The 16,996-nt window shown below is 71.0% G+C and carries 15 protein-coding genes; 1 reads left to right on the top strand and 14 read right to left on the bottom strand.

Annotated elements, in window-relative coordinates; all coding sequences use genetic code 11:
• Nucleotides 1–13: 13 nt before the first annotated feature.
• From VFL28_10250 to VFL28_10185, 14 genes are all read right to left on the bottom strand, one after another.
• On the bottom strand, nt 14–994 hold the full coding sequence (locus VFL28_10250) for a ribose-phosphate pyrophosphokinase (protein HET7265040.1): 981 nt from the start codon (nt 992–994) through the stop codon (nt 14–16).
• 61 nt (nt 995–1,055) lie between these two features.
• Nucleotides 1,056–2,444, bottom strand: coding sequence for a bifunctional UDP-N-acetylglucosamine diphosphorylase/glucosamine-1-phosphate N-acetyltransferase GlmU (gene glmU, locus VFL28_10245; protein HET7265039.1), 1,389 nt, complete (start codon nt 2,442–2,444; stop codon nt 1,056–1,058).
• Between the two features lie 69 nt (nt 2,445–2,513).
• Nucleotides 2,514–3,965 carry a cobyrinate a,c-diamide synthase gene (locus VFL28_10240; GenBank protein ID HET7265038.1) on the bottom strand — a complete coding sequence of 484 codons (1,452 nt, stop codon included), beginning with the start codon at nt 3,963–3,965 and terminating at the stop codon, nt 2,514–2,516.
• The gene (locus tag VFL28_10235) at nt 3,962–4,420 is read right to left on the bottom strand and encodes a hypothetical protein (protein HET7265037.1); all 459 of its coding nucleotides are present in this window, start codon (nt 4,418–4,420) and stop codon (nt 3,962–3,964) included. The genes VFL28_10240 and VFL28_10235 overlap by 4 nt, the downstream gene beginning before the upstream one ends.
• A 179-nt stretch (nt 4,421–4,599) precedes the next feature.
• Complete coding sequence (locus tag VFL28_10230; GenBank protein HET7265036.1) at nt 4,600–7,827, bottom strand: error-prone DNA polymerase; 3,228 nt, start codon at nt 7,825–7,827, stop codon at nt 4,600–4,602.
• Between the two features lie 9 nt (nt 7,828–7,836).
• Complete coding sequence (locus VFL28_10225) at nt 7,837–9,303, bottom strand: DNA polymerase Y family protein (GenBank protein ID HET7265035.1); 1,467 nt, start codon at nt 9,301–9,303, stop codon at nt 7,837–7,839.
• Complete coding sequence (locus VFL28_10220; GenBank protein HET7265034.1) at nt 9,281–9,724, bottom strand: hypothetical protein; 444 nt, start codon at nt 9,722–9,724, stop codon at nt 9,281–9,283. Before VFL28_10220 ends, VFL28_10225 begins: the two co-directional genes overlap by 23 nt.
• Nucleotides 9,725–10,064: 340 nt before the next feature.
• Complete coding sequence (locus VFL28_10215; GenBank protein ID HET7265033.1) at nt 10,065–10,589, bottom strand: SRPBCC family protein; 525 nt, start codon at nt 10,587–10,589, stop codon at nt 10,065–10,067.
• 120 nt (nt 10,590–10,709) lie between these two features.
• On the bottom strand, nt 10,710–11,420 hold the full coding sequence (locus VFL28_10210) for an anti-sigma factor (GenBank protein ID HET7265032.1): 711 nt from the start codon (nt 11,418–11,420) through the stop codon (nt 10,710–10,712).
• Nucleotides 11,417–12,007: a sigma-70 family RNA polymerase sigma factor gene (locus VFL28_10205; GenBank protein ID HET7265031.1), complete on the bottom strand. Its 591-nt coding sequence runs from the start codon at nt 12,005–12,007 to the stop codon at nt 11,417–11,419. The genes VFL28_10210 and VFL28_10205 overlap by 4 nt, the downstream gene beginning before the upstream one ends.
• A gap of 116 nt (nt 12,008–12,123) precedes the next feature.
• Nucleotides 12,124–12,330 carry a hypothetical protein gene (locus VFL28_10200; GenBank protein HET7265030.1) on the bottom strand — a complete coding sequence of 69 codons (207 nt, stop codon included), beginning with the start codon at nt 12,328–12,330 and terminating at the stop codon, nt 12,124–12,126.
• 12 nt (nt 12,331–12,342) lie between these two features.
• Complete coding sequence (locus tag VFL28_10195) at nt 12,343–13,473, bottom strand: HupE/UreJ family protein (GenBank protein HET7265029.1); 1,131 nt, start codon at nt 13,471–13,473, stop codon at nt 12,343–12,345.
• Between the two features lie 54 nt (nt 13,474–13,527).
• On the bottom strand, nt 13,528–14,937 hold the full coding sequence (locus VFL28_10190; protein ID HET7265028.1) for a tetratricopeptide repeat protein: 1,410 nt from the start codon (nt 14,935–14,937) through the stop codon (nt 13,528–13,530).
• A 94-nt stretch (nt 14,938–15,031) separates the two neighbouring features.
• On the bottom strand, nt 15,032–16,231 hold the full coding sequence (locus tag VFL28_10185) for a DUF4331 family protein (GenBank protein ID HET7265027.1): 1,200 nt from the start codon (nt 16,229–16,231) through the stop codon (nt 15,032–15,034).
• Between the two features lie 211 nt (nt 16,232–16,442).
• Here VFL28_10185 and VFL28_10180 point away from each other — a divergent pair.
• Nucleotides 16,443–16,996, top strand: a 554-nt coding sequence (locus VFL28_10180; protein ID HET7265026.1) for a hypothetical protein, incomplete at its 3' end; no start/stop codon positions are given.

Here is a 16,996-nt window from a genome sequence, read left to right as displayed (position 1 = left end):
GGCGCGCGGTGCCCTACTCGCCCTCGGTCGCGGCGACCGCCGGACGCGGCGCGCCGAAGAGCTCGCTGACGGACTGTTCCGCGTGGACGCGCTGGACGGCCTCGCCGATCAACCCCGCCACCGAGATCACGGCGAGCTTGGAGGTGCGCTTCTCCCCCGGCACGGGAATGGTGTCCGTGACGACCAGCTGCTCGATCGGCGAGCGCTGGATGCGCGCCATCGCCGGCGGCGACAGAATCGCGTGGGTGCAGCAGGCGTACACGGCGCGCGTACCGCGCTTCATCAGCGCCTCCGCCGCGAGCGCGAGCGTACCGCCGGTGTCGATGATGTCGTCGACCAGGATCGCCGTGCGCCGGTACACCTTGCCGATGACGTGCACGATCTCGGCGACCTGGTTGGGCCGGTCGCGCCGCTTGTCGATGATCGCGAGCGGCGCGCCGAGGTACTGCGCGAACTCGCGCGCGCGCTTGACGCCGCCGATGTCCGGCGACACGACGACCGGATGCTCGAGGGCGAGCGACCGGAAATGGTCACCGAGGATCATGCGCGCCGGCAGATGGTCGAGCGGGATGTCGAAGAAGCCCCACAGCTGCCCGGTGTGGAGGTCGACGGTGAGGATGCGGTCCGCGCCGGCCGTGGTGAGCAGGTTGGCCACGAGCTTCGCGGAGATCGGTTCCCGGGGTTTGATCTTGCGGTCCTGCCGCGCGTAGCCAAAGTACGGGATCACCGCCGTCACCCGCGCGGCGCTGGCCCGCCGCAGCGCGTCGATGATGATGAGCAGCTCCATCAGGCTTTCGTTGGCGGGCGGGCACGTCGACTGCACGGCGAAGACGTCGAGGCCGCGCACGCTCTCGTCGATGCGGACCCCGACCTCGCCGTCGGCGAACCGGAAGACGTTCATCGCACCGACGGGCACGCCGAGATACGCCCCGATCCCCCGGGCGAGCTCCGGATTGCTGGTGCCGCTGAAGATCCGGATCCGCGCGTCGGCCATCGCCGCTCCTGCCCTCCCCTTTACTATCCTGTTTGCCCAGAGACGCGGTGCAGGCGCCGAGTCACCGGCCCCGGGACGGTCTGGACCCGTCAAGCGAGCGAATCACCCGCGCCGGCACGCCGACGGCCACGCGCCGCGGCGGCACGTCCTTGGTTACGACGGAGCCGGCGCCGGTCGCCGCCTCGCGGCCGATGCGCACCGGGGCGACCAGCATCGAATCGCTGCCGATGTAGGCACGGTCGCCGATCGTCGTCCGGTGCTTGCGGCGGTCCAGGCCGTAGTTGCACGTGATCGTGCCCGCGCCGATGTTCACGTCGACGCCGATCTCGGCGTCGCCGAGATAGCTCTTGTGATGCACCTTCGTGCGGTCGCCGACCCGCGAGTTCTTCAACTCGGCGAAGTTGCCGATCTCCACGCCCCGGCCGACGACGGTGCCGGGGCGCAGGTGCGCGAAGGGACCGATCCGCGTCCCCTCGCCGATCCGGCTCTCTTCGATCCACGAGTCCCACACGCGCACATGCCGGGCGAGCACCGAGTCGTGAAGACGCGCTCCCGGACCGACGATGCACTCCGCGCCGATGACGGTGCGGCCCGTCAGAAACGTCCCGGGGTGGAGGACCGTGTCGCGGCCGACCTTGACGGTGTCGTCGACGAACGTGGTCGCGGGGTCGAGAACGGTCACCCCGTCGGCCATCAACCGCCCGAGCACGCGGCGGCGCAGGATCGCGTCGACGGCGGCGAGCTCCGCGCGGGTGTTCACCCCGGCCAGCTCCTCGGGATCATCGACGGGGACGACCGCGATGTCGCGCCCCTCCGCGGCGAGGACGTTTACGGCATCGGGCAGGTAGTACTCACCCTGACGGTTCGCCGGCCGGACCCGGCGCAGGGCGCCCGCGATTTGCGCGACGCGAACGCAGTAGAACCCCGCGTTGACCTCGCGGACCGCGGCCTCCTCCGGCGTCGCGTCGACATGCTCGACGATCCGCAGAAAGCGCCCGCCCGCGTCGCGCACGATCCGCCCGTACGGTGGGGTGGGATCGGGGGTGCCGGCCGCGATGGCCGCGGCCGCACCCTCCCGCACGGCCCGGCGCAGGGCGCGCAGCGTTTCAACGGAGACGAGCGGCATGTCGCCGTTGACGACGAACGCGACGGCGCGGCCGCGTACCCGGGGAACGGCTTGAAGCAGAGCGTGCCCGCTTCCCCGAGGCTCGCGTTGGATCACGAAATCGACGCCGTCGCCGAGGGCCTCGCGCACCGCCCGGTGGTCCGGGCCGACGACGATCAGGGGACGGCGGACGCCGGCCCGCCGGAGCGCATCGACGGCGTAGGCGAGCATGGGCCGGCCGCGGAGCGGATGCAGCACCTTGGGAAGGTCCGAGCGCATTCTCGTACCCTTCCCCGCGGCCAGCACCACGGCCGCCGTCTGCCCGGTCCCTCCCGCCTGCGCCAAAAAAAGCCCCCCAGAAGCGCGCCTGCCGTCGGGGCGGCGCGCACGCAAGATTCGTGGCCCCGCCGCGGCCTACCTGCGAATTCGCTCCGCCACCGCCGCGGAACCCTCGGCCGACGCGTGCGCGACAAGACGAGCCGCCATGCGCGGATCGCTGAGAAAATTCACGTGCACGTACGACGCGAGCACGCCGACCCTCGACCAGCCGTCGAGGCGGGGCGGACCGCCCGACGCGTCCGCCACGCGGTACGCCGCCTCGGCCGCCGAGGGCGCCGGAACGAGCGACGACATGTGAAATTCGTGCCCCCGCACGGTCGTGCCGCGCGGGGCCAGGACCGTGTCGTGAAGAGTCTGCGCCCGCACGTAGGCGACGCGGGCGCGGGGACGCATCCGGGCCCAGACGGGGACGACCCCGGCCAGCCGCCGGCCGCGGCCCGGGGCGGCGCCCTCCGCCGCGATGCCGCGGGCGAGGTACATGAGCCCGCCGCACTCCGCGTAGACCGGCCGGCCGCTCTGCGCGAAGGCGCGCACGGCCTCGAGCGCGGCGTGGTTGTCGGCCAGCGCCGGCGCGAACAGCTCGGGATAGCCGCCTCCGAGCACCAGCGCTCCGATCCCGTCGGGCAGACGGCGGTCGGCCAGCGGGCTCCAGGGCGCGACGCGCGCCCCGAGCATTTCCAGCAACTCGATGTTGTCGGCGTACTGGAAGGTAAACGCGTCATCGCGTGCCCACGCGATGACGGGGCGGTTTCCCCTTCGCGGCCCTTCCGCCGGAGCCGACAACACCGGCGCCAGACGCCGCGGCGCCGCGGCGGCCGCCCGGCCGCGGGCCGCGCGCGTGATCCGCAGCAGCCGCGTGAGGTCGAACCGCCGCTCGACCTCATGCGCGAGGCGCGCCCGCAGCCGCCCGAGCGACGAGGCCTCGTGCGCCTGCACCAGCCCGAGGTACCGCTCCGGGAGCGCGAGACGCGGATCCTCGGGCAGCGATCCGAAAACCGGCAGGCGGGTCGCGCGCTCCACCGCATCGGCAACCCAGTTCCGGTGCGTGTCGCCGGCGACGCGGTTCAGGATCCATCCGGCGATCCGGACGCGACGATCGAACACCTGACAGCCGCGCGCGACGGCGGCGACGCTGCGCGCCGCGCGAGAGGCGTCGAGCACCATCACGACCGGCAGATCGAGCAGCCGCGCGAGATGCGCGGTGCTGGCCGTGTCGTCGGACCCCGTCAGCCCGTCGAAGAGGCCCATCATTCCTTCGACGACTGCGGACGCCGCACCGGCGTGCCGGTCGAACGCCCAGCGCACGGTCGCGGCGTCGAGCAGCCACCCGTCGAGGTTGCGCGCCGGGCGGTCCGCAGCGCGCGAAAGGAATCCCGGGTCGATGTAGTCGGGACCCGCCTTGAAGGGCCGCACGTCGAGGCCGCGCCGCCGCAGCGCGGCGATCAGGCCAAACGTGACGGTCGTCTTGCCGGCGCCGGTGTGCGCGGCCGCGACGACGAACCGCGAAGACGCGCCGCCGGTGCTCAGGCGGACTTGAACCGCGCGAAGAGCGGAATGAGAAGACCCGCCACGATGGCGCTCGTGTAGTGAATGACGGTGTAGATGCCGAGAAACGACGCCGGCATGTGCCCGCGGCCAAAGTGTCCGACGCCGAACAGCGCCAGGATCTGCAGCAGCGGCGTCACGATCCCGGCGATCGCCCCGAGGCCGAGGCGCCGCCCGCCCGTCGGGAAGGGGAGCGCGAAAATGAGCACGGTGTCGATCGTCGCGACGAGCAGCGTGGTAATCCACAACGCGGCGACGGGACGCGGCGAGACGCGGGTCCAGAGCGCGTAGGCCAGGCCGGCCAGCGCCCCCGCGAGAACGCACGAGCCGAACGTCGCTCTGACCGGCGGAACGTGGGAGTGCGTGACCAACAGAATCGCGACGTCGACGAGGCCGGCCGCGATGCCGGCGCCGGCGCCGGCCATGAGGGCCGTCAAGGTGGAACCGCCCGCGACCCGAGATCGTCCCGACTGTCCTATGTAGAGCCTCCCCGGCGTTTTTTCCACACCACTCGCTCCCGTCAAGGCGTTCGGCGCATTCGCTCGATTGGACTGTTCCCCCGGGCGTGGGGGTCCGAACGCAAGACCGTCGCGCGCGCCATGTCGTTTCTGCTCGATCAGCGGAAATTCCGGCTTGCGACGTCGGGAACGCGCGGCCAGAGGCGCGGCCGCCAGAACTTCCGCGCGATGACGTGCACGATCTCGTGCTGCCGCTGGATGCGCCCCGTGACCCCGAGGAAGACCGCCGTCCGGGCCACCTGCGCGAATTCGTCCATCACCGCGGGCCAGACGACCAGGTTGACGAATCCAGTCTCGTCTTCGAGCGTCATGAACGTGACCCCCGACGCGGTCCCCGGCGTCTGCCGGCAGATCGCGATGCCCGCGTAGCGGACGCGCGCACCGTCCCGCATCGCGAGCACCGCGCGGGCATCGGGCAGCCCGGCCTCTCGCAGCGCCGGCCGCATCGGCGAGAGCGGGTGCCCGCGTGTGCTGTGCGACGACGCCCGGTAGTCCCACGCGATTTCTTCGGAGTGGCTGAGCCCGTCGAACAGCGGCGAGGTCTCGCGGACCTCGACCGGCAGCGCCATGTCGCGGCGGCGGACGAGCGCCCGCGCGTCCCACAACGCCGCCCGGCGGTCGATCCCCAAGGCCGCGAACGCACCGCTCTCCGCCAATTCGACCAGCGAGCCGGCGTCGAGCCGCGTGCGGCGGATCAGATCGTCGAGTGAGTGAAACGGCGTGTCCCCGCGTACCCGCACGAGCCGCCGGCCGTCGGCCTCCGCGAGCGCCTGGACATAACGCAGGCCCATGCGGACGGCGTGGGACCATCGCGGCCGGCCGTCGCGCACACCGGACGTTGCCGCCGGCGGCGCCGCGACCGGCTCGAGCGTGCAGTCCCAGTCGCTCGCCGTCACATCGATCGGCCGGACTTCGACGCCGTGGCGCTTCGCGTCGTCGACGAGCGTGGACGGCGCGTAAAAGCCCATCGGCTGCGCGTTGAGCAGCCCGCACGTGAATTCGGGATGGTGGTGACACTTAAGGTAGCCGGTGGCATAGGCGATCAGCGCGAAGCTCGCCCCGTGGCTCAACGGAAATCCGTACTCCCCGAATCCCTTGATCTGCTCGAAAACGCGCTCCGCCATCTCAGCTGTCACGCCTTTGGCCACCAGCGCCCCGACGAGACGGTCGTGGTGACGCTCGAGCCGCCCGGACCGGCGCCACGCCGCCATGTCGCGGCGCAGTTGGTCCGCCTCGCCGGGCGTATAGTCCGCCGCGACCATCGCGATGCGGATCACCTGCTCCTGGAAGATCGGGACGCCGAGCGTCTTCGCCAGCACCGGCTCGAGCGACGGATGCGGGTACTCGACCGGCTCTTCGCCCGCGCGCCGCCGGAGGTACGGGTGCACCATGCCGCCGACGATCGGACCGGGGCGCACGATCGAGATCTGGACGACGAGATCGTCGAAGGTCTTGGGCCGCAGGCGCGGCAGCATCGACATCTGCGCGCGGCTCTCGACCTGAAAAACTCCGATCGTGTCCGCGCGCGACATCATCTCGTAGGTCTCGCGGTCCCCTTCGGGAATCGTCGCCATCGACAAGACGCGGCCGCCGGCGGCGCGCACCCCGTGCTCATCGAGCAGCCGGAACCCGATGTCGAGGAGCGAAAGCCCGCCGAGCGCAAGCACGTCGACCTTGAACAGTCCGATGCCCTCGACACTGTCCTTGTCCCACTGGATCACGGTCCGGTCCGGCATCGTCGCGTTCTCGATCGGGACGATCTGGGACACCGGCTCGTGGCCGAGGAGAAAGCCGCCGGGATGGATCGAAAGATGCCGCGGCATGTCCTGCATCTCCCCGGCGATCCGGACGAGATGCTGGTGGAGCGGGCGTGCGGGATCGAGGCCGGCGTCGCGCAGCAGCTTCGACGTAGCCTCGTCTTCGTGCCAGACGAGCTTTGCGACGCGGTCGAGCGCGACGAGCGGCAGGCCGAGCGCCTTGCCCGCGTCGCGCACCGCCGACCGGAAGCGGTAGCGGATCACGTTGGCCACCATCGCGGCGCGGTCGCGGCCGTACGTCTCGTAGACCCACTGGATCACTTCTTCACGCCGGTTGTGCTGGACGTCGAGGTCGATGTCCGGCGGCTCGGCGCGCTCGCGCGAGAGAAAGCGTTCGAACAACAGGTCGGTCCGGACGGGGTTCACCGCGGTGATGCCGAGGCAGTAGCAGACGGCGGAGTTCGCCGCCGACCCGCGGCCCTGACAGAGGATGCCGTGCGCCCGGCAGTACTGGACGATCTCGTGCATCGTGAGAAAGTAGCCCCCGTAGTCGAGATCGCCGATGATCTCGAGCTCCCGGTCAAGCTGCGCGGCGACTTCGGACGGCACGCGCCCGCCGTACCGCTCCGCCGCTCCGGCGAAGGTGAGCGTCCGCAGCCACGCCGACGACGTCGTGCCTTCCGGCAGACGCTCGAGCGGATAGCGGTACCGGAGTTCGTTGAGCGCAAACGTGCACCGCTCGGCGACCTCGCGGGTCCGCGCGACGGCGTCGGGGTCGTCGGCGAACAGCGCCGCAAACTCAGCCCGGTTTTTGAGCGCGTGCTCGGCGTTCGGCTTGATGCGCGTCCCCGCCGCCGGGAGATCGATGCCGTGCCGGATGCACGTGACGACGTCCTGGAGAGGACGGCGCGACGGCGCGTGGTACAGCACCTCGTGCCCCGCAACGATAGGTAGTCCGTGGCGGGTCGCACGGTCGCGCAGCCGGCGTTCTTGGACCACCTCGAGATCGCGCCGGTGGCGCCCCACGAGCGCGTACAGCCGGTCGCCGAACGCCTCGCGCAGGAGCGCCGCCGGGATGTCCGGATCGGGGCCGGCCGCCGCAAGCGCGCTCGTCTCCCCGCCCCACAGCGCGACCAGTCCCGCGGCGTGCTCCGCGACCTCCCGCCACGACACGCGGCTTACGCCTTTCATGGAACGCAGCCGTCCGGCGGTCAGCAGCCGGCAGAGGTTCCCATACCCTCCGCGGTCCGCGGCAAGGAGAATCAGCGTCGAGTCGCCCGGTCGCAACAGGGGGACCGGGGACCGCGCCTTCGACCCCGGCTTCAATTTCGTTGGGAGCGGAGTATCGGGTACGCGCTCGGCGACGGTGACCTGCGCGCCCGTGATGAGCCGGACCCCCCGCTCCTTCGCGGCCGAGTAGGCTTCTACGACTCCATAGACGCCGTCGCGGTCGGTCACTGCGATCTCGGTCAAACCGAGGCGGGCGGCCGTCTCGATCAGCTCTTCGGGGGACGACGCGCCTTCCAGAAACGAAAAATGCGTTTTGCACCACAGCGGCGTGTACATCATGCCGGTTCGTTACTCGACCTGCCCATGAACGTACCAGCGTCGGCGGGTCCGGTCGTAGAACACCCACCACAGCTCGCCCCGCAAGCCTTCCATAAAATAGTAGGTCCGGTGGGCCTCACGTACCCCGTCCTCGCGCGGCGGGGCCGCCCACCATCCTCCCGAGATAACAAACGGGCCGGCCACGACCGCAACGTCCACGGCCGGAACGGGCAGCGCCACGGGTCTGGCAAAGACCCGGCGGACGAGGGATAGTCCCTCGATCCGCCGGGGCCGCGGGGGCGGCAGGTACGACATCGGAACCCACCCGAATCGCGCTTCCGGCAGATGCCCGTCGCGCAGCACCGCGCCGACCACCGCCTCGTCGCCGTACCGGGCGCGAAGCCGGTCGAGCGCGCGCATGCCGGCCTCGAGATCACGCGCCGGCTGCGCGGCGATCAACGCAAGTTGCTCGGGCGTCGCCGGGACGCCGCCGGCTTCCAGGCAGATCTCGGTGACGCCCGCCGCGAGATGGATGCTCCCCACGCGCAAGCGCACGAGATCGACGAGGCGCACCGCGTCGAGCGTCGGCGATGCGGGGCGAATGACGTGCGCGGACCACTCGCGTTCCAACCGCAGCCGCACCACGAGCGCGCCGAGCGCCTGTCCGCGCGACGCCAGCCTCGCCAGCAGCGGATCCAAGATGTGCTTGATGATGAACACGAGGCGCTGCGCGTCTGTCTCCGCCGTATCGAGCGTGATGTGGCGCCGCACCGGATCGACCGCGGCCCGCGGAACCAGCGGCGACCAGAGATCTCCCGATGCCCTCCGGTGCAGGCGCTCCGCCGCCGGACCGAAGCGTTCCAGCAGCCCGCCGGGGGGCAGACGCAGCAGATCGTCCACCGTGCGCACGCCGAGCCGCCCGAGCGCTTCTACGGTTTCCGGCGGCAGATAGAGATCGCGCAGGCGCACCCGCCGGACGGCGGTCTCTTCGTCATCCGGGCCGTCGAAGACCAGCACGCCGCGGCCGGCCGTCCGCGCCGCCGCGTACGTCCCGAACCGCGTGAACCCGACCGCGACGGCCGCCTCGTATCCCGCACGCGTGAGCGCGCGCCGGATTAGCTCGGCCCACGCGGTCAGCGACGCGTGCAGACGCTCGAGCCCCGACGCGTCGAGCCAAAACACGCCCGGCTCCTCGATCGCCGGCTCGACGTGGGGAGAAAACCGGCGCAGCGTCCCGGTGAGGGCGTCGACGGCCCGCGCGATCTCCGCCTCCGCCACCGGCGCGGCCCGAAGTTCAGGGACGATCGCGAGCGCGGAGCCGTAGCGCAGCCCGGGCGCGACGCCCCCGCCGCGCGCCCGGGCGTTGACCCAGAGGACCGGGCTCTGCGGCAGATCTTCGGCGACGACCGCGCTGGGATGCTGCCGCCATTCCGGACGTTCGCGCAGCAGCAGCTGCAGCGGAAGCGCCGGGATCTCAGCGCAGGCCAGACGCTCCACGGCGCACTTCCAGGTGTCGCCAGGCGGGACCGTGTTGTTTGTCTTTCAACGCCACGATTCCGCAGTGGAATCGATCCGTCCCCGCGCGCCGGCGCCGGGCGAGGGCATGAACGGCGATGAGTGAGCCGAGTGAGCCGTGCGAGTCCGCCGTCCGGCGCGTCAAAAATACCACCGCGGTCTGATGACGCCGGGCGAGTCCGGCCAGACGCGCGAGCGCGGTCGAGGGCGCGGCGGACGGCACGCCGAGATCCGCCACGATGAGTCCGAAGCCGCCGGAGCGCAGCAGCAAATCAGACGCGGAGAATACGGCGGTGAGATCGGGGACCCGCACGACCGGCAGCGCCGCAAGATCGATGCCGTTCTCGTGCGCATCCGGCGGATAGAACAGCGATGGTTCGCGCGGCTCCCCCCGCCGAACCACCCACGCGGCCGGTTCTCCGGCCTGCTGGGCTTCAAGAATCAATGAACACGCGAGTGTCAACGCGGCCGAGTCGCCCTCCCCCTCCAGTTGGACCAGGCGGCCGGAAAGGTGCGTGAGCGTCCACGCAGTGTTGTCGTGAAGACGCGCCACCCCCGGGGCAGCGAGGCGAAGGTCGGAAATCGGTCTGGCCGGCGAGACGATCACGAGGTCACCTTAGCTTTTGACGCGGCCGGGCCGAGTTCGCGCCGGCACCGCGGTGAGCCATAGAATAACGAACATATGTTCGTTAGTCAACCGAACGAACAGCAAGTAGCAGCGGCCCGGCGTCAGACCGCCGCCGTTACGGCTGCGCGCCGAGGTACCGCCGCAGGCCTCGTTCGCCGTTCGCCATCATCACTTTGTGGTTCCACGCGAACAGCGGCTTGAAGAGCGGAGCCAAGACGTTCAGCAGCGGTTTGCCGGTTCGCACGGATTCGTCGAAGATCAGGTGCGTGCCGGCGCCGCCCGCGGCCACGAACTCGGGATCCGGCTCGAGGCGCCAGCGCATCTCGCCGTTGAGATCGCCCCGGACCCGGACGATGGCCAGGCGCGGCCGCTCTTCGACGATGGCTTCGAGGTTGAAATACATGTGATACGGCAGCGCCGCCTTCGCGTGGACGGCCACCTGCGATCCGACACCGTCCAGATCGTTGAGCCGCTTGACCTCAACAAACTCCCTCCACCAGCGCGGGTAGGCTTCGAGATCCCGGATCGCCGTCCACGCGCGGTCAATCGACGCCGCAACCCGCCACTCCTCGCAGAAATAGTAGTTCCAAAGGCCGCGGGGCAGCGAACCGGGGGATCGCGGATCGACGCGTGCGTCCATCAGCCGAGCGAGAGCTCGACGCCGTACTGGCGCGCGCGGCCGTCCCCGGGGCGTACCGCTTTGGAGCGGTCTACCGACATGGACCTGCCTCCTTGAGCCGCGGTCGCCGGCGGCGCCGTTTTATCCACCGCCCAGCTTACCGACCAAAATCGGCGCCGCCGAAGGGCGCGTCGCGCCGTTGGGTCCTCGTTCGATTGAGATCGCGACCGCCTGATAGCGCGGGAAGTTGCCGCCCACCGCCACGATGACCGGCGCGCCCGACTCGGGACGGAACACCCCCGCGCTCTGCGGAGTCGCGCCCGCCACCAGCCACAGTTGATACACGAGATCCGGGCCGGGGTCGCGGAGTCCCCTCGCAACGAGCGCCCCGCGGCCGGTTGCCGGATCGAAGACAAAGCGCACGCTGCCGGCCGCCGAGCCGCTGAGCGTCACGATGCGCGAGGCGGGATCGGCCAGGACCGCGAGCGCCTGGGTCTGCGCCGCAATGCGGCCGTTGAGCGCGCCGAGACGCTGCGTGAGGGACACGGTCACCGCCGCGAGCACCAAAATGACCGCCGCGGCCGCGGCGAGGGCGGCGCCCCAACCCCAGCCCCGCGCGTCTCGTTTTGGAGCCCGCGCCGCTTCGAGCGCGCGCCGGCGCAGCGTGTCCGGCGCCGCTTGAAGGGCAAAGCCCTCCGCGAGCGCCGCGGCCGCCGTCCCGAACCCCGCGAGTTCGCGGCGGCATCCCTCGCAGATGGCGAGGTGCGCCTCGACCTCTCCCGCCTCGTCGGCGGCCAGTATGTGCAGCGCATAGGCTGCCAGCGATTCGCGAATATCGTCGTGGGTCCTCATCGGGCGGTCTCCCCCTGCGGGGATCCTGTCCCCGACGGCAGCAGCGAGCGCAGCCGGATCAGTCCATCGCGAACGCGGGTCTTGATCGTGCCGAGCGGAACGCCGAGCCGCTGCGCGATCTCCTGCTGCGTATAGCCGCCGTAGTACGCGAGTACAATCGCGGCCCGCTGTTCGACGGACAGCGCCTCCAGTGCCCGGCGCACGTGCCCCGCGTCGACGCGGGCCTGCGCCGCCTCGATGACATCCGTCTCCGCCGCCACCGTCTCGGAGAGCGGTACGGTCGGGGTGCGCCGCGCCCGGCGCACCGCGTCCACGCTCTTGTGGTGGGCTACCGAGAGGATCCAGGTGCGCGCGCTGCCGCGCGCACGATCGAAGTCGCGGGCGCCACGCCAGATCGCGAAGAAGACGTCCTGGGTAACTTCCTGGGCGCGCACGGCGTCACGCAGCATCCCCATCGCGATCGAGTACACCCGCCCGCTGTAACGATCGTACAGCGCCTCGAAGGCTCGGGAGTCCGCCTCGGCCACGCGCGCCAGAAGCGCTTCGTCGTCCTCGGCGTTGACCAGTGAGACTTGGCTCCCCCTCATCGGCCTCGCTGCGGCGCGACCGAGTCTTCCCGGCACCCGGCGGGGAAGTGCGCCGGCGGCGCGGTGGTTCGCGCCTCCGAGGGATGTTCCCTCCCGGACGGTCGCAGCTTCATACATCAGGCAGCCCGGATGGTCCCCTCAAAACACGTCGCGACGACGACACCCAGCACCGGCAGGCGCTCCTCGAACGACAGCGGCCTGCACGCGGCCGTCAACACCGCCGCCGTCGCGATGCCGAGTACCGTCTGACCGGCTGGGCCGACGAAACGGTCCACGGCAAGCATCACGGCGGCGTAGGCGACGAGCGCGACGAGCGGTCCCATGTCGGCGTAAGGTCAGGCGCCGAATACCCGCTGCACGAACCACACGAAGCCCGTCAGCGCGGCCGCGGCGGATACCCGGCGGCGGAAGACCGGCGCCCAGCCGTACTGCCGGATCGCGTCGAGGGCGAGGGTCGCCAGCAGGATCACCGACAATTGACCGATCTCCACGCCGAGATTGAATCCGACCAGCGACGCGGCGAGGTTGGCACGCGGCAGGTGCAACTCCGTCAGCGCGGATGCGAAGCCGAGGCCGTGGACCAGCCCGAAGCCGAACGTAACCAGCCACCGCGACCCGAGCGATGCCCGGCCCCGCCAGATGTTCTCGGCCGCCACGTACGTGATGCTGAGCGCGATCGCGCTCTCCACCCACCGGGACGGGAGATCGACGATGCCGAGCACCGCGAGCGACAGCGTGATCGAGTGCGCGACTGTAAACGCCGTCACGATCTTGAGCAGCTGCGGGAGCGTCGCACCGACCATAAGCAGACTCGCCAGGAACAGCAGGTGATCGTAACCCGTCAGGATGTGCTCGATCCCCATCAGCACGAAGCCGCCGGCCGCCCGCCACACGGCGGGGGCGCCCAGCGCGATCGTGTCCTCCTCGTGTCCCGGCGTGAAGACCGTGTTGTGGACCCGGCCGTCGGCGAGGACGGTCACAAGACAGCTCGCGGTCGAGGCGCCGGACGGGAACAGATCGTAGCGGATCGAGAGCGAGTCGATCGGCCCGGGCCACGTGTAGATGAGCGCAAGCGTGGTGTGGGTCGACGGGGCGAACCCGGCCGGTCCCGACGCCGCCGCAGGCGTCCCGGCGAACGGCTGCACCGCGAGCACGCCCTCCCGGACACCGCCCCCGGGCGTCCGCAGCCGGGCGGACAGCCGGACGTGCGCGGCGAGGATTCGCCGGAGCGCGGCGCGGCGGGCGCGAATATCGTCGCCGGCCAGACGGTCCCCGCGGGGGCCGCCGGCGAACGCGACGAGACCGGTCGGCACCGTCAGCGTGACCCGCGCCTGCGATCCGGTCACCGCGATCTCGGCCGCCGCCTGATCGGCCCAGTGCGCCTCGGCGACCCCGAAGCCGCCGAGGAACCACCGCGCCGCCAGCGCGGCGATCAGCACGCCGTAGAACAGAATGCGCCGCGTCATCGCCGGTCGGTCTCCCTTCCTCCGCATGTTCGTGCAGCCGGGCCGCAAGGGGATCTACAGGCCGATCAGGGCCACGTCAAGCGCGCGCGCATCAAACGTGGGATCTGTCGCACGTACGAGGCCCATGTATGTGCGTGCCCGAACCTCGTCGCCGAGACCCCGCGCGATCTGGGCCGCGCGATAGAAGTAGCGTGCGTCCCGCACCCCCCAGCGCATCGCCGCGCCCTCGGCGCGCCGCGCCTCCTCCCACCGTCCGGCGCGGCACAGCGCCCACGCCATCGTGTCGAGCGTGTCGGGATCGGTGCGCACGGCCAGCTCCTGCCGCATCAGACGGAGCACCTCGGGAAGATCGGCGGCCCGGCCGCGGGTGAGCAGCAGACGCGCGAGCTCCCGACGGTGCCCGTACGCGCCCGAGGCGGCGTCCTGCCGCAGGCGCGCCTCGGCGTCGCTCCAAAACCGCGCCGCTTCGGTGTGGCGGCCCTGAAGATCGCGCGCCTGGGCGACACCGCGCAGGACGACGTGGTCGTAGACGTTGGGGGCGTCACGGGTTACCGTCACCACCCGCGTCAGGTGGTCGACGGCCGCCTCGTAACGGCCCTGCCGGAGGTCGAGCACGGCGAGGTCCGTGAGTGCGAGAGGGTACTGGGGCAGAATTCGAAGCGCCTCGGTGAATAACGCCCGCGCCTCGTCGAACCGGCCGTGCCGGTAGAGGAAGCGTCCGTACAGGCTGCGCACCCACGTGGAGCTTGCGGTCTCCTCCGGCTCCTCGAGCTGGAGCGCGCGGCGGAAGTCGGCCTCGGCTTCCGCGTCCCGGCCCTGTGCGATCTCCACGAGCGCCCGCAGCGCATACCCCCGGAGCGACGGATCCGCGGCGAGGAGCGCCCGCACCGTTCGGGCCGCCGCCGGCACATCGCCGGTGGCCAGGCTCGACGTGACGATGACCGGCAGCGCCTGATCGCTCGGCCCGGCCGCGCGGGCGAGGCGCATCGCGTCCGCGAAATCGTGGCGGGCTTCCCCCACCCGCGCGAGCGTCAACAGGGCCCCGTCGTTATTGATGCTGAGCCGGGCCAGCGATGCGCGCGCCGTCTGTTCGGCGAGCAGGTACCATCGCAGGTCCCCGGTGACTCGGGCCTCTTTGAGGTAGGCGCCCGCGAGGCCGGCCCGGTCGAGGGCGCCGTCCGGATTGCGCGCGAGTCGGCCTTCGTAGAACGCGATCTCGGCGCGCAGGAGATTCGAGATCGCCCCCTGCGGCGGCCGTACAAAGCGGTAGCGGTACAGGCGATCGACGCGACCCATCCGGTCAGAGACGCCCATGGCCGATGCCAATGGAGCGGCTAGGGTCGCGAAAGGGCGCGTTGGGTCCGCGCGCCCGGCGCGGGCGGCCTGGGCGAGACCGATGCCGGCCGCGAGCAGCGCGGCGAGGGCGAGCGCGAGCATCCCGGAGCGGCGACGCGTCGGTTTCATCGTGGGCGCCTCCATCGAATGTGCGGTCGATCTCCGCGGCCGGCGGCGGGGGCGCCGGCGGGATGAGCCGCCGGCGCCCCGAGGCGCGGTCGGGCTAGTTCGGTTCCGCGAGGTACGGGAAGGACGTGAGCAGGGGTTTGTGCCCGCTGCCGCCGCCGTTTGGACCGGCGTACGTCACGTTGTCGGTCTTCACCGCGCCGTTCGTCACCACCGAGAGCGTCACGTGAATCACGTCGTCGGTGATCTTGCGGCCGCGAATGGGGCTGCCCTTCGCGTTCAGCGCTGCCGCGTAGCCGCTCGGGCCCGTCGTGTCGATGCGCATTACGTCGGGCAGAAATGCCAGGATGAGCGCCGTCGCGCGCTTGTCGTCGTTGCCGAACGCCATCAGCGTTTTCTTGGCCTCGGCGACGATCGGCCCCGCGGCCTCCGCCTCCGCCTTGTGCCCCGCGAGCGCGGCCGCTTCGAACTCCGGCCCCACGCCGTTGAGCGCATTCTGGTAGGCCGTCGTGGTAAGCAGCCCTTCGCCGATAGCCGGCCGGCCGAGGCGGGCGACCTGCTTGCCGCCGACGCTGACGGTTGTCCAGACGTCAAATGTCGTTGCGCCGGTCGATCCCGCGAGCCATGCCCGCGGCACGCGCGCCGCGATCGAGAGCACGTTGTAGCCGGCCGTGAAGTCGTACCCGGGCTCGCGGAACCCGACCTTCGGGCCCATTCCCAGCGCTCCCGCCCGGACACGGAAGAACTGCTCGACGTCGAAGAAGAACGGATCCTCGCGCAGTCCGGCAAACACGGAGATCGATCCGCCCGCGATATTGACCGGCGTCACGATCGGCGCGCCCGCCGCGGCGAGCGGCGTGGTGCGTGCCGCGCCACTCGCGGCGGTACTGCCGGCGCCGTCCCGCCACGCCGTGAGCTTGATCGGCTGCGAGCCGTCCTTCGCCGGAGCGCCAAACTCGAACCGCAGCATCGCGTCGGTCTTCCCGGTCGGCGTCGCGTCGTTGTTCATCGCCCGCGTGATATGGAAGTCGTACTGGGCGTTGGTGCTGAAGTTGTACTCCTGCCGCGGCAGCGACCGCGGGTTGACGTTCATGATGAGCACCAGGTCACCGGCGCCCGCGCCAGGATTCTGGTCCGCCTCGCGGAACACGAAGAGGTCCGTCGTGTGCAGCGCCCTGCCTTTCATATCGAGCTCGCCGTCGTCATGGTTGGAGGCCACGAGCAGCCGGGGCGTGATTACGAGGCCCGCCAGCGCGACAAGCGCGAGGGCGGAGAGCCACCATCTGGATCGAGCCATCGAGCCACCTCCTCATCGTCTCGGAAGCGGCCGCCTACCGGAACTCCGCGCGCGCTCGGCAGCATCTTCCGTCACCGCGATACTTCGCAGCACAGCGAGACGCGGATTGGCGGAGCGCTGCGCTCGCGATGACCGTGCCGCCGCGCCTCGGCACCAATCCAAGGCGGGCGCGGATACGAAGAGATCGTGAGGACGTCCTGGGGAGGCGCATATGCAGGCGATCGGGGGGCTATGTGCGATCTTGGCCGGTGTTGCGGGGTTCGTCTACTCGGTCGCGTTCCTCGTCGTGTCGCGGGCGTCGCCGGAGGCGGGCCGGTTATGGAGCGCGATCTTTCTGCTGCTCGGCGGGCTCTTCTCCACGGGCGCGCTGACGGCGCTGTTCGAACGGCTTCGGAACACCAAAGGCGAGGGGCTGGCTCTCTGGGCGCTGCTGCTCGGCCTTGCGGGCGTAATGGGCGCCGCGATTCACGGCGGCTACGATTTGGCCGGCGCGCTTCATCCGGCGCAGGCCGGGCCCCCGAGTGACGCGCCGAGCCAGATTGATCCGCGCGGATTGCTGACCTTCGCGGTCTCGGGGCTCGCGCTCATCGTGTTCGGCGCGCTGATTTCCGGCGGCGCCGCCGTGCCGCGCGGTCTCGGCACGCTCGCCTACGCACAGGGCGCGCTGCTGATCATCCTCTACCTCGGACGGCTGATCGTTCTCGCCCCGACCAGTCCGGTGATCGTGATCCCGGCGATTCTCTCGGGCTTTATTGCCGGACCGGC

Source organism: bacterium (assembly GCA_035691305.1).
In the GTDB taxonomy this organism is placed as follows: Bacteria; Sysuimicrobiota; Sysuimicrobiia; order Sysuimicrobiales; family Segetimicrobiaceae; genus DASSJF01.
Note: the sequence above shows the minus strand (reverse complement) of the source record. Positions and strands in the feature narration are given on the sequence as shown.

Excerpts from the sequence above, each read along its gene's own strand:
- VFL28_10185 (HET7265027.1), bottom strand. The coding sequence starts at position 16,231 with ATGGCTCGATCCAGATGGTGGCTCTCCGCCCTCGCGCTTGTCGCGCTG.
- VFL28_10210 (HET7265032.1), bottom strand. The coding sequence starts at position 11,420 with ATGAGGACCCACGACGATATTCGCGAATCGCTGGCAGCCTATGCGCTG.
- VFL28_10190 (HET7265028.1), bottom strand. The coding sequence starts at position 14,937 with ATGAAACCGACGCGTCGCCGCTCCGGGATGCTCGCGCTCGCCCTCGCC.
- VFL28_10250 (HET7265040.1), bottom strand. The coding sequence starts at position 994 with ATGGCCGACGCGCGGATCCGGATCTTCAGCGGCACCAGCAATCCGGAG.
- VFL28_10230 (HET7265036.1), bottom strand. The coding sequence starts at position 7,827 with ATGATGTACACGCCGCTGTGGTGCAAAACGCATTTTTCGTTTCTGGAA.
- VFL28_10200 (HET7265030.1), bottom strand. The coding sequence starts at position 12,330 with ATGGGACCGCTCGTCGCGCTCGTCGCCTACGCCGCCGTGATGCTTGCC.
- VFL28_10215 (HET7265033.1), bottom strand. The coding sequence starts at position 10,589 with ATGGACGCACGCGTCGATCCGCGATCCCCCGGTTCGCTGCCCCGCGGC.
- VFL28_10205 (HET7265031.1), bottom strand. The coding sequence starts at position 12,007 with ATGAGGGGGAGCCAAGTCTCACTGGTCAACGCCGAGGACGACGAAGCG.
- VFL28_10195 (HET7265029.1), bottom strand. The coding sequence starts at position 13,473 with ATGACGCGGCGCATTCTGTTCTACGGCGTGCTGATCGCCGCGCTGGCG.